Source organism: Vibrio sp. B183, from assembly GCF_000740665.1.
In the GTDB taxonomy this organism is placed as follows: Bacteria; Pseudomonadota; Gammaproteobacteria; order Enterobacterales; family Vibrionaceae; genus Vibrio; species Vibrio coralliilyticus.
Genome location: NZ_JPQB01000026.1, coordinates 40913 through 53888 on the forward strand (window position 1 = coordinate 40913; position 12976 = coordinate 53888).

Here is a 12976-nt window from a genome sequence, read left to right on the forward strand (position 1 = left end):
TGACGAAAAAGTCAGCCCTTTTTTGTTTTCAAACATGACAGTTTTCTCATATATTAAAGACTTCCTCTATGGCTAAGGAGTAAGCAAGTGGCTAAACGGAACCCACCAGAAATTCTGGCAAAACAAACTGTAGCTCAATCCAAATTGTTTGCCGTTGAAGCGCTTGATTTACGCTTTAGCAATGGTGTCGAACGCACCTACGAACGCATGAAACCGAGTGGTCGTAACGCAGTGATGATGGTGCCAGTAACCGCAGAGGGAGATATATTGCTGGTTCGCGAATATGCCGCAGGTACCGAACGTTATGAACTCGGCTTTCCTAAAGGGTTGATTGATGCTGGAGAGTCGCCAGCAGAAGCTGCCGACAGAGAGCTGAAAGAAGAAATCGGCTTCGGGACCCACAAGCTGACACCATTGAAAGATGTGGTGCTCGCGCCTTCTTATTTCTCGAGCAAAATGACCCTGTTTATCGCAGAGGATCTATACTCAGAACAATTAGAAGGGGATGAACCTGAACCTTTGGAAGTAATTCGCTGGCCACTTGCCCAGGCAGAAGAGCTTCTGACTCACCTCGATTTTTGTGAGGCGCGCAGTATTACCGCGCTCATGCTTGCTCTACGTATCTTAAAACCATAATCAATGTAGAGCGTGAAGGATTGACTATGCCAATGACAGAAGACCTTTCCCACCATTTGCCTGCCGTGATTGATATTGCCCGCTCGGCTGGCCAGCTAATTCTCGATATTTACGAGAAAAAAGAATACCAAGCCTACACCAAAAGTGATGAAACACCAGTGACCAGTGCGGACATCGCGGCACATAAACTGATCATGGAAAAGCTGTCCGATCTGACGCCGGATATTCCCGTGTTATCGGAAGAGGCCGCTGATATCAGCCTCGATAAGCGCTCGCAATGGAGCCGTTATTGGCTGGTGGACCCGTTAGACGGGACACAGGAGTTCATTGCTCGTAGCGGCGATTTCGCGACTATTATTGCATTGGTAGAGAATCACCAGCCGATAATGGGAGTGGTGTATGGCCCAGTGTCTGGCGTGACGTATTATGCCTACAAAGATAAAGGGGCATGGAAAATCCCAGACATGGACGAAAGTGTGCGGATTAAGACCCACAATCACGATGGTCAGGCGCACCCAATTGCGATTGCGATCAGCCGTCGCCAAGACATCAATCGTATTACTAGTCGCATGAGCAGTGGTTGGAATTATGACTTGGTACCATTGGGCTCTGCGGCGCTTAAAGCGTGCTTAGTGGCGGAAGGCGCGGTGGATTGCTACCTGAGACTTGGGCCGACTGGGGAGTGGGACACCGCGGCGACTCAGTGTATCGTCGAAGAGGCGGGCGGCCGGATCCTAAGTACTCAGCTGGAGCCTCTGTCCTACAATGAGCGTGAGACCTTGGAAAACCCTAACTTCATCGTTCTTGGCGATGAACGCCTACCTTGGGACGAAATTCTCCAAGTGAAAGACTAGCTAAGCTAAAGCGCTTGTCGCACTGTTTATTACTCTCACTCTTCAAATAAAAAGGGTTGGTCATTGTGTACCAACCCTTTCTACTTTTCTTACTATGCCTTCGAATACATGTCTCGGTCTCCCAGCCAGCGGTCGATAATCGCTGCTGCATTGTCTGGGAAGTTATCATGAATATGACGCGCGACACGTTGCACTTCAGGGATTAAATGCTGATCCCGGACTAAATCGGCAATCTTAAAGTCAGCCATTCCGGTCTGCTTGGTCCCCAGTAGTTCTCCGGGGCCGCGAATTTCCAGATCGCGCTGCGCAATGACAAAACCATCGTTGCTCTCACGAAGCACGCCTAAACGCTTTTGTGCGGTTTTAGACAGTGGAGAATGGTAGAGCAGCACACAGTGACTAGCGACGCTACCTCGACCCACTCGCCCACGTAACTGGTGCAGCTGAGCCAGTCCCAATCGCTCTGGATTTTCAATGATCATTAAGCTTGAGTTAGGGACGTCCACACCCACTTCAATCACAGTGGTCGCGACCAATAGGTGCAGCTTGTTGTCTTTAAAGTCCTGCATGACCGACTGCTTTTCCGCCGGTTTCATCCGGCCATGCACTAAGCCAATTTTAACGTCAGGCAGCTTTCTTTGTAGCTCTTCAGCGGTATCAGCTGCGGCCTGAGCTTCTAAAACTTCTGATTCATCAATCAGGGTACATACCCAATAGGCTTGCTTTCCTTCATTGAGGCAGGCGTTGCGGACACGTTCGACAATATCATCTCGCTTGGTATCAGGGATGGCGACGGTCTGAATTGGCGTTCGGCCCGGTGGCAGTTCATCAATGACGGAGGTTTCAAGGTCGGCATAGGCGGTCATCGCCAGTGTGCGCGGAATCGGTGTCGCCGTCATGATCAATTGATGAGGAAAAGCGCCTTGCTTTTCGCCTTTCTCTCTCAGTTCAAGGCGCTGGTGGACGCCGAATCTGTGTTGCTCGTCAATGATGACTAACGCAAGGTGATGAAAGGCGACGTGCTCCTGAAACAGAGCATGGGTACCGACCACCATTTGAGCTTCGCCACTGGCAATTTTTGCCAGCTCGGTTTCTTTGGCTTTGCCTTTTAATTTACCTGCAAGCCAGCCAACGTTTATGCCCATTGGTTCCAGCCACTGAGCAAAGTTGAGCGCGTGCTGTTCGGCCAGCAGTTCAGTCGGCGCCATTAACGCTACTTGGTAACCATGCTCCAGGGCCCGTAGCGCTGCTAATGCCGCGACTAAGGTTTTACCTGAACCGACATCCCCCTGAACCAGGCGCATCATCGGGTGAGGCTTCTCAAGGTCTTGCTCAATTTCGGCGACAACGCGTGATTGTGCTTTAGTTGGTGAGAAAGGTAATTGATCGAGTAATTGCTGTTTAAGTTGGTTCCGCTCAGCCAGCGGCAGAGCAACATCTTGTTGGCCTTTGCTACGGACGGAAAGCATGGAGAGATTCTGAGCCAGTAGCTCTTCCATAATCAGGCGTATTTGCGCCGGGTGCTTACCCTCATCAAATGCCTGCAAATCAATATCCGGTGTCGGGCGGTGAATGGTGTGCAGCGCCTGAGCGAGTGAAACTTGCTGGTTATACAGGCCAGCAGGGAGTAGTTCTTGGACCGCGGCCTTGTCAATTAAGGCTAATGCTTGATCGGTCAGATTGCGTAAGGTTATTTGGCGCAAGCCGTCCGTGGTCGGGTAAACTGGCGTCAGGTTCTGTTCCACTTCGGTTGGCTGATTGGGGGCATAAAATTTGTAATCCGGATGGACGATTTCCAACCCGAAACTGCCGCGTTTGACTTCACCATAGGCGTGAACGGTTTTACCTTCGGCAAAATTATTCTTCATTGCAGCGGTGAAATTGAAAAAGCGCAGTGTAATGGTGCCATTGCCATCACTGATTCTTACCGTCAGCATTTTGCGCTTGCCAAACAAGGTATCGGCACTCATCACTTTCCCTTGTACTGCGGCCCATAAGCCAGCATGCAGTTTTACGATAGGGTAAATACGTGTGCGATCTTCGTAACGAAGCGGTAAGTGGAAAAGTAGATCTTGTACTGAATTGAGCCCGACTTTTGCCAGCTTTTCCGCGACCTTGGCACCAACGCCAGTCAGAGAAGTGAGAGGAATAGCAGATAGCAATTTGGACATAACAAAGCTCGGTAAGTTATTCAGTAAGTTACATAGGCGATTACCCTAATAGTTAACCACCGAGCTGTGTTTTTGTACAGGAGAAAATAGCGCGCCTTGCCTGACGCTGAGCGGCGGGATTATTTCTTCTGCATTTCCTGCCACCATGCTTCGTCCGCGACAATCTGACCTTGTTCGTCGAGTGGTGGGTACGCTAAGCCTTTGCGCTTGGCAACTTTTGCTAAAACAGGGTGGCCACGCTCAAACAAAATGCGATGAATGGTTTCTTGCGGTAAGTTACTGACTTGATTGTCGTACATGCCGGCCGCTTGGCGCTGGCGCTGAGCTTCGTACATGATAACCGCGCTGGCAACCGAGACATTGAGTGACTGCACCATGCCAATCATCGGTATGATGATGTCTTGATCCGCCAGTTGCTTAGCCTCTTCGGAAGCGCCAATTTTCTCGCTACCAAGAATAATGGCTGTCGGTTTGGTGTAGTCGATCTCACGAAAATCGACTGCAGTGTCAGACAGGTTGGTGACCAATATCTGCATGCCCTGATCTTTCAGCTCGGCAACTGCCTTACCGATAGAGTCGTGGGTTTCCACTTCAACCCAGTTACGGGCACCGGCAGAAGTATGGCTAAGAGTGCGCATATCATTCGGCCAAACAGCATGGATTTTATGGATACCCGTCGCATCGGCAGTTCTGATCACCGCAGATACGTTGTTGGGCTTATGGACTTCCTCAAGACAGAAAGTCAGGTCAGCCTGACGGGACTTAAGGACTTGTTGGATTCGGTTGTAGCGTTCTAAATTCATAATGGCAGTAAAACAAAAGCCCTTGAAACGGTCATTTCAAGGGCATTTTTCTTCGAAAAAAGAGATTAGTTTTTACGACGTCGCACTTTTAGTGTGTGTGGCATCGCTTTGATTTTCCGCATAATTCCAGCGAGGTGGACGCGATCTTTTGTTGTCAGAAGTACGGTGACTGTGTACAGGCGGCCATCTTTTTCTTCTGTAGAAAGACCATGAATATTTGACCCCGTTTGGGAGATCACATTGGTCAACTCAGCCAGAGCACCCTGACGGTTTTGTACATCGACATTCAGTTCAGTAATGAACTCTTGATCGTAGTCTTCAGACCATTCCACTGCCATGTACTTATCCGGTTCTTTCTGATAACCGCGTACGTTTGGACAGGTTTCACGGTGCACCACTAGGCCGCGACCCGGTGAGACGTGAGCAATAATGTGATCGTCTGGAATCGGGTGACAACAGTTGGCGAAGGTCAGAAGCAGCCCTTCCGCTCCACGGATTGGCAGCTTCTTCTTCGGTTTATTGCTATCGCTGCTTGCTACTTCGGTCAGCTCATCGACATCACCCAGTAAGCGACGAGCAATAACAATACTCATCAGCTCACCCAAGCCGATATCCGCCAGCAGGTCTTCCACGCTGTCGACTTTCAGCTCAGAAAGGACATGATTGATATTCTCTTCGTCTATGTCAGACAGAGAGAGATCACCAAGTGCATGGTTAAGCAAGCGACGACCTAGCGTCACCGACTCTTCACGGCGCATGGTTTTCAGAACTTGGCGGATCTTCGTACGCGCACGAGAAGTCACTACATAGTTCAGCCAAGCCGCATTTGGACGTGCGCCAGGCGCGCTGATGATTTCGATCGTCTGTCCGTTCTTAAGCGCTTTGCTGAGTGGATACGGGTTACGGTCAACACGTGCACCAACACAGGTATTACCTACATCAGTGTGTACCGCATAAGCAAAATCAACCGCAGTGGCGCCAACAGGCAGTTCAACAATGCGTCCTTTCGGTGTGAAGACGTAAATCTCATCCGGGAATAGGTCAGACTTAACATTTTCGATAAATTCGAAAGAGTTACCCGCACTTTGCTGTAGCTCAAGCAGGCTTTGCATCCAGCGCTGGGCTTTGACCTGTGCTGTGGTACCGGTGCGATCACCACTGCCTTTATAAGACCAGTGTGCTGCGACACCTTTGTCTGCCATTTGATCCATATCTTCGGTACGGATCTGCACTTCAACCGGCACACCGTGTGGGCCTACCATTGACGTGTGGATAGACTGGTAGCCGTTCGCTTTTGGTACCGCAATGTAATCTTTCATACGGCCCGGGCGTGGCTTGTACAGGCTGTGAACCTGACCCAATACGCGATAACAGGTGTCGGCATCTTCCACCACAACACGGAAAGCGTAGATATCCATGATGGTGTGGAATCGCTGTTCTTTAGTCTTCATCTTGTTGTAGATGGAGAACAGGTTCTTCTCACGACCAAATACACGAGCTTTCAGGCCAACGTCTTCAAGACGGCCTTCAATTTCATCATGAATACGCTGAATCATCTCTTTACGGTTACCACGCGCCGATCTCACCACTTCTTTAAGAACGCGATAGCGGTTCGGGTACAAGGCTTCAAAACCTAATTCTTCAAGTTCGGTTTTGATGTTGTGGATACCAAGACGGTGAGCGAGTGGAGAATAGATTTCCAGCGTTTCACGGGCGATGCGACGCTTTTTGTCAGCACGTAGAGCACCCAAAGTGCGCATGTTGTGCGTACGGTCAGCCAGTTTGATCAGAATAACGCGAATGTCTTGCACCATGGCAAGGACCATTTTGCGGAAGTTCTCAGCCTGAGCTTCTTTGCGATCTCGAAATTTAAGCTTATCCAGCTTAGACACACCATCGACCAGTTCGGCCACTGTAGTACCAAATTGAGTTTCTAACTCTTCTTTGGTGACTTCAGTATCTTCAATCACATCGTGAAGAAGGGCGGCTTGTAGCGTTTCAATATCAAGGCGCATTTCCGCCAAGATACGAGCTACAGCAACAGGGTGGATGATATAAGGTTCACCGCTTGAGCGGGTCTGCCCTTCATGGGCATCTTTCGCTACCACATAAGATTGACGCAGAGCCTCAACTTGAGGCTCTGATAGGTATTCTTGGGCAACGTCTTTTAGGCTATCGAATAGATACAAACTTTAGGCCCGGAAGATAGTTGATGAGAAGGAAGTCAGATTAACGACTGTGAGCAATGCTGCTTACGGCTGCTAGTTCTGCTGCTTCTTGTTCCTGCTGTTCCTGACGCTCACGAGCATCTAGGATTTCTTTAGTGATAAGGCCTTCTTCGATTTCGCGTAGAGCGATAACCGTTGCCTTATCATTCTCTTCTGGCACTAGTGAATCTTTACCGCCAGTTTGCATTTGACGAGCGCGGCGAGCCGCAATGAGAACTAGGTCGAAACGGTTGCCAACTTTTTCAACAGCGTCTTGAACAGTTACGCGTGCCATGAGGACTCCAAATTAGTTAACTAAAATTTTGTATGACGAGAAATTATACAGTCTCAGTGTTCCCAGTGTCTAGATCAGAGTAGGCAGAGACAGTATTTCTTGATAAACAGCTTGTTAACAAGCCAGTTTATTCTGCTAAAAGCGCGTCAAGCATGCCTTTATATTTAGCAGCTTGCTTATCTTGCTTCAATCTTTCTGCACGGATGATGGCTTTAAAGTCCATCAGTGCGCTATCGAAATCGTCATTGACGATCACATAGTCGTATTCGTTGTAGTGTGAAATTTCTGATTTTGCTTCGGCCATGCGCTTAGCAATTACGGCTTCGCTATCTTGACCGCGTGCATTAAGGCGTCGCTCTAGCTCACCATTTGATGGTGGCAGAATAAAGATGCTTTGTGCCTGAGGCATCTGTTCGCGGATCTGACGAGCACCTTGCCAGTCGATATCAAGGAAGACATCGATACCTTTATCGAGATTCTCTTCAATCCACGGACGTGAAGTGCCGTAGTAGTTACCAAACACTTCGGCGTACTCAAGGAAAGCACCTTGGTCGATCAGCTCTTCGAAATACTCTTTCTGGACAAAATGGTAGTGGACTCCATCTTGTTCACCCGGGCGCATGCCACGTGTCGTGTGCGATACAGACACTTTCATTGCGTAAGTCGGATTGGTTTCCAGCATAGCTGAAATCAAGCTCGATTTACCCGCGCCGCTTGGTGCAGATACGATATAAAGAGTGCCTTTGCCCATAGGTACAATTCCACGTTTGGTTTGATCTTGCCGACTTGAAAAGCCGACATGTTAAAGATAGCACCGACCTTGAAGGATCACCGAAGTGGTGAAAATTAGGTCAGAAAAATGGAGGCGAAGAGTAGCATGATCCTAAGGATCTTCACAAGCATTTGAGTGGAGAGTTGCCGCTTTTTAAGTGCAGGCGATCGGCGCTTTTTCCTCCTCCGAAATGCTTAATTGAATGACCCTGACTGATTTAAATTTCTCCTTACCAATCAGTCTTTTAAATAAGTTGATGTGCGGTTAAATTCTTTTTTGTCTAATTTTTGAACATAATTAACTGATTTATTTATGATTTAGACAATAGATTGAATTTCTATAGCACACTTTTTTTCGATAATCGTTGCTTATGAATAAATTTTAATGATAATTATTTTCATTTGTGATCTTATGCAACTGAAAGAAAGGAGTGGCAAATTATGACGGCCATCAGCCCTGTGGATATCAACGAAGTGGACAGCATGTATCGAGAACATTATGGCTGGCTTTCGTTGTTTATTCAGCGGAGATTGAGTTGCCCTCAAGTCAGTGCCGATCTGGTCCAAGATACGTATTTGCGCCTTCTTGTCAGCGGTAAATTGCCCGAGCGTAAAGATTCACGTCGTTACCTGACGCACATTGCCAAAGGCTTGGTGATTGACCTCTATCGCCGCCGCCGGATTGAAACCGCCTATTTAGAGCTGCTTGAACAACAGCCTGAAGACGTGGCGTCATCGCCGGAAACCCAAACCATGATGGTTGAAGTGCTGGTGGAGATTGATGCCATGTTGCACAAATTACCATTTAAGGTCCGTCAAGCTTTGATCCTCAGGCAGATGGAAGGCTTGAGTTACAAGGAAATTGCTCAGCGTCTCGAGGTTTCGGTCTCTTCAGTGGAGAAATACGTCGCCAAAGCGTTGCAAGGTTGCATGTTGGCTGCCATGGAAGGTTATTACTGAACATGGAGCGCGTATCTCGCAAATCAATTGAACAGGCGTCTTTGTGGATGGCACGGATGTGGTCGGACGATGTGACCGAGCAGGATAAGCGTGCATTCCATCTCTGGCGCACTCGTCATCCAGATAATGATTACGCTTGGCGGCAGATGGAGTCGCTACAGCAAAAATTTACCTCCCTGCCGGATCCACAGTCGGGTAGTAAGGTGCTAGGAACCTATCGTCAACGCGTATCACGCAGGCAAGTGTTGATTTGGGGCGGCGTTTCTCTAGCTACTATGAGTTTGGTGCTTTCCAGTGATGCAGCCATGCCACAAGGTGAAACGGAATACGCCTCCGCCACTGGAGAAGTGAAGCCAATAAAGCTGTCGGATGGCACCGTGGTTGTGCTCAATACCGCCAGTCGCATGCGTGTTGATTTCAATCAACATCAGAGGATTATCCGCCTGATGGAAGGTGAAATTATGGTCACCACTGGCCATCACCTGACGCCTTTCCATGTCATCACTCCACAGGGCAGTGTGACGCCGATCGGGACTAAGTTCAGTGTTCGTCTCGAACCTGAACAGACGCGAGTCAGTGTGTTCGAAGGCGAGGTCATCGCGAAGTCTCAGCGACAGGTACAAGGCCAGCACTTGCTCGCTGGGGAGAAAAGCGAGTTTAGCGCTTACCATCAAGGCCGAAAACAGAGCTTGCTCGCCACGGATGCGTTGTGGTTAGAAGAAAAAATCCTCGCCCACGATACGCCGTTACCGGAGTTTATTGCTGAGCTGTCCCGTTATCGCCGCGGCGTGATCAAGGTGTCTCCTGAGCTATCAGCGTTGCGTATCTCCGGTGTGTACTCGATTCGAGATACCGACCAAACACTGGAAAATCTGCGCCAGATCTTGCCTATTGAAGTGTACTTCCGTACTCGCTTTTGGGTCAGTATTGCTAGCAAAAGAGCATGAATTACTGACAACTTGCATAATTTTTCTCTCATCGATTGAGGCTTTGACTCATTCGCTCGGTGTAGTCACTAGTTAACCCAGCGAATAAGGACATAAACGTGCAGTCTCCTTTCACCTCTAACCTTTTGTCGACGGCCATCCGTACCCAGCTCGGCTTGGCTGGTCTGGTATTGCCCATTGTGGCGTTGTCTGCTCAGGCACAGAGTTTCAATATTCCCGCCGGTGATTTAGATGGCGTACTCAATCAGTTTGCGCTTCAGGCGGGTATTGAGTATTCGATTGATGCCAGCCTGAGTCAGGGCCAGTACAGCTTAGGTTTACAGGGAGATTATCAACCGGATGATGCGTTTAATGTTTTACTCGCGGATGCCGGGCTCAGTGCGCAAAAGCAGCTTGATGGTTCGTATGTGGTTGACGGTGGTGATGAATGGTCGCTGGATGCGATTCAGGTTGGGACCAGCCTTGATGGTGGCATTAGCCGCGATGAAGCGGGTGAAGCCAATGTCTATGACAAAGACGCCGCAACGGAATACCGTGGCAAGGAAGAACTTGAGCGTTTCAAAGGAGCGGACGCTTCGGACATCTTTAAAGGGATGGCCAACGTACACAGTGGCGATGCGCGCAATGGCGGTGGTATTGACCCGAATATTCGCGGCATTCAGGGACCGGGCCGGGTCCCTGTGATTATTGACGGTACTGAGCAGGCGATTACGGTGAACAACGGTTATCGCGGGGCGTCTAATCGAAGTTTTCTCGACCCGAACTTGATTGGTGGCATGACAGTTCATAAAGGTGCGCAAATCAACCCAGACGTGAATACCTCAGTGGGCGGAGCGGTGGAAATCACGACCTTATCTCCACGAGATATTGTGCAACCCGGCGAAACTTTTGGTATGGAATTCATTGCCGAAAGCAGCAGTAACTCAACTGCACCAGAAGAGCCGAGGTTGTATACAGGACAAGATGTTAGCACCATTCCGGAATATGCTAACCTCGATAATCCTGCAAGTGATCTGTTGTACAACGACCCTGCTTTGGTTATTAATCCTGATCAGCGTCAGGATGATAATCCGTTAAATGGTGAAGATACGGCTTACCGACTGGCTGTTTCGGGTATTGGGCCAAAAGTGGAGTGGTTGGCGGCTTACGCGTATCGCAATCGGGGCAACTACTTTTCAGGCAAGAATGACGCTGGATTTTACCGACAGCCTTTGGCGGAAGGAGAAGAATTAGGAGGGCGCCAGACAGTGATTCGTCCGGAGCACTTAGCCTTGGTCTATCACCCCGGTGAAGAGGTACCGAATACTTCTTCTAAAATGGAATCATTTCTAGGCAAATTCGCCTTTAACCTAAACTACGATACTAAGGTCGAGGTGGGGGCTCGCTACACCAAGAGTACCCACGGTGAAATCCTTGCAAGCCGTGCTGAAGCAAGGTACTTATCAGGTGTGGCTCAATGGCCGTTAAATGAGACCAGACTGCAAGCCTACAATCTTAAACTAAGTTCCAAGCCAGATAATCCCTATATCGATTTTAAATCCAACCTGTGGATGACTTTGTCCGATGTTAGTTCAAATTCGGGATCCGGTTCCCCCAACAGCCTGACAGATGGCTCGACAATTATTAAAAACACAGCACGCATAAACTCTGAAGAAGATCGCTATGGCTTGAGTGTCAGCAACAAAATGCTGCTTGGTAACGATGTTGATTTCACTCTCTCTGGTAACTACCAATTCCATGAGCTGGCGCCTAAAGGCGACTTGAACGCTGTGATCGAGGAGTTTGAGCAAGCGCGAGCGGGGGAGCGAACGGAATACAATGGCAGTGCCAATATTGAATGGCGGGCGACAGAGTCATTGATCTTTAACGCTGGTATTCGTTATGGCTACTACAAAACCGTCGATAACTATGTCAAAAATCGCTTGGCAGCGGGTGATACTCAAGCGTTATCTCAGTATGGCAGTGAAGGCTACAAGCTTTCTTATCAAATGAATGTGCCGATTACTGATGCGAATCGTGCGGAGTATTTATCTGGTATTGAAAGTGGCATCCGAAATGCGGATACCAGATTAAACGAAGAAATTGCAAATTTGAGGCAGGCGTTAAACGATGTCCCTCCTTTTCTTATTCCCATTGTGCAGACACAGTTAGATGCCAAAATTGTTGAGCAGGATGCGCTAGTAGCTCAGGGAGTCGCTGACGCTGCCACACACACATCCTATGTGGAAGATATTGAGTCAGAATGGCGCCATGATGGCCAGAATAACTACAGTGCATCAGAAAATGGCTGTATTACCGCTGCCAACGATCCTAACTACGTTGCGGGCAGCTGCTCAGCACAATCCATCAGTGCTTCCTCAGCCAGTACCTACACTAATACCGAATCAAGTGACAGCGGTTGGATGCCGTCTGCTTCTTTGACCTGGTTAATGACCGAAGACAGCCGCAGTTATATTCGTTACGCCGAATCATTGCGTTTTCCTAGCATGTTTGAAAGCACGGTTGGTTTTTCGGCGGTGCCATCGGTGTCATCCCCTTTGGCGCCAGAGCGTTCCAAACTCTGGGAGCTGGGCTATGTCTACTATTTCGATCACGCCAATATCAAACTGACTTACTTTGATCAGGTGATTGAAGATGTGATGGACAGGAATACGTCACTGAATACAACCAGTTTTACTAACTTAGAGAAGCTGAGTACCAGTGGCTTAGAGCTGCAGATGGATTATGACGATGGAGATTACTTCGGTGATTTATCGGTTGCCTACAACTTGGAGTATGAAGTATGTGATGAGAATGCCGCCACACAGCGCTTTATGGCGGACATTGCCAGCACGGGTTCTGCGGAATATAAACAATGCCGACGCGGTGGCTTTAGCAATACTAGTTACCTTGCTAATAAAGTCCCCCCTGAAATCAGTGGTAGTGTTCATTTTGGGGCACGATTCTTCAACAAAAAGCTGATTGCCGGGACTCGTACCTATTATGCGTCAGACAGCCATTCAGAAGACTATGTTAAACGCGATCATGTGACTACTGTGGATGCGTATATTGGTTACGCCTACAACGAACATCTTCAGTTTGAAGTGCGGGGCAGTAACCTAACCGACATGTACTACCTCGAGCCCGGAGCCGTGACTGGGATTCCAGCACCGGGTCGAACCATCAGCGTCAAACTGACCAATCGATTCTAACTTCAATCAAAAAGCCGCAGCTAAGACTGCGGTTTTTTTCATGCTTATTTACGGGTTCCTCTGTTTCATCCGGTGTATTGAATGAAGCTGCTAAAGACAGCGGATAAAAACGTCTGGGCAGCAGATGACAACATATACCTA

The 12976-nt window shown here is 48.7% G+C and carries 10 protein-coding genes; 5 read left to right on the forward strand and 5 right to left on the reverse strand.

What is annotated here, in order from left to right; genetic code table 11:
* Positions 1 to 87: 87 nt before the first annotated feature.
* Together nudE and cysQ are read left to right on the forward strand one after the other, a co-directional pair.
* Positions 88 to 636: an ADP compounds hydrolase NudE gene (gene nudE / locus IX95_RS22160; protein ID WP_019276595.1), complete on the forward strand. Its 549-nt coding sequence runs from the start codon at positions 88 to 90 to the stop codon at positions 634 to 636.
* Between the two features lie 26 nt (positions 637 to 662).
* Positions 663 to 1490 carry a 3'(2'),5'-bisphosphate nucleotidase CysQ gene (gene cysQ, locus IX95_RS22165; protein WP_006957188.1) on the forward strand — a complete coding sequence of 276 codons (828 nt, stop codon included), beginning with the start codon at positions 663 to 665 and terminating at the stop codon, positions 1488 to 1490.
* A gap of 92 nt (positions 1491 to 1582) precedes the next feature.
* On the opposite strand, the gene recG is transcribed toward cysQ, so the two are convergent.
* The 5 genes from recG to gmk all read right to left on the reverse strand — a co-directional run bounded on the left by recG (position 1583) and on the right by gmk (position 7717).
* Positions 1583 to 3661, reverse strand: coding sequence for an ATP-dependent DNA helicase RecG (gene recG, locus IX95_RS22170; protein ID WP_038164101.1), 2079 nt, complete (start codon positions 3659 to 3661; stop codon positions 1583 to 1585).
* A 119-nt stretch (positions 3662 to 3780) separates the two neighbouring features.
* A complete protein-coding gene (gene trmH, locus IX95_RS22175) occupies positions 3781 to 4464 on the reverse strand; it encodes a tRNA (guanosine(18)-2'-O)-methyltransferase TrmH (RefSeq protein WP_006957186.1) in 684 nt (227 codons plus the stop codon).
* A gap of 65 nt (positions 4465 to 4529) precedes the next feature.
* Positions 4530 to 6653 (reverse strand): bifunctional GTP diphosphokinase/guanosine-3',5'-bis pyrophosphate 3'-pyrophosphohydrolase, encoded by a 2124-nt coding sequence (gene spoT / locus IX95_RS22180; protein ID WP_006957185.1) that lies wholly within the window; start codon positions 6651 to 6653, stop codon positions 4530 to 4532.
* 40 nt (positions 6654 to 6693) lie between these two features.
* Entirely contained in the window at positions 6694 to 6966 is a 273-nt protein-coding gene (gene rpoZ / locus IX95_RS22185) for a DNA-directed RNA polymerase subunit omega (protein WP_006957184.1), read from the reverse strand.
* A 127-nt stretch (positions 6967 to 7093) separates the two neighbouring features.
* On the reverse strand, positions 7094 to 7717 hold the full coding sequence (gene gmk / locus IX95_RS22190) for a guanylate kinase (RefSeq protein ID WP_006957183.1): 624 nt from the start codon (positions 7715 to 7717) through the stop codon (positions 7094 to 7096).
* A gap of 461 nt (positions 7718 to 8178) precedes the next feature.
* Between gmk and IX95_RS22195 the strand changes: the two genes are divergently transcribed.
* The 3 genes from IX95_RS22195 (at position 8179) to IX95_RS22205 (ending at position 12835) form a co-directional block, all read left to right on the forward strand.
* Complete coding sequence (locus IX95_RS22195; protein ID WP_038164103.1) at positions 8179 to 8697, forward strand: sigma-70 family RNA polymerase sigma factor; 519 nt, start codon at positions 8179 to 8181, stop codon at positions 8695 to 8697.
* A 2-nt stretch (positions 8698 to 8699) separates the two neighbouring features.
* A complete protein-coding gene (locus tag IX95_RS22200) occupies positions 8700 to 9644 on the forward strand; it encodes a FecR domain-containing protein (RefSeq protein ID WP_038164105.1) in 945 nt (314 codons plus the stop codon).
* 98 nt (positions 9645 to 9742) lie between these two features.
* Positions 9743 to 12835, forward strand: coding sequence for a TonB-dependent receptor (locus tag IX95_RS22205; RefSeq protein WP_038164107.1), 3093 nt, complete (start codon positions 9743 to 9745; stop codon positions 12833 to 12835).
* Positions 12836 to 12976: the final 141 nt, after the last annotated feature.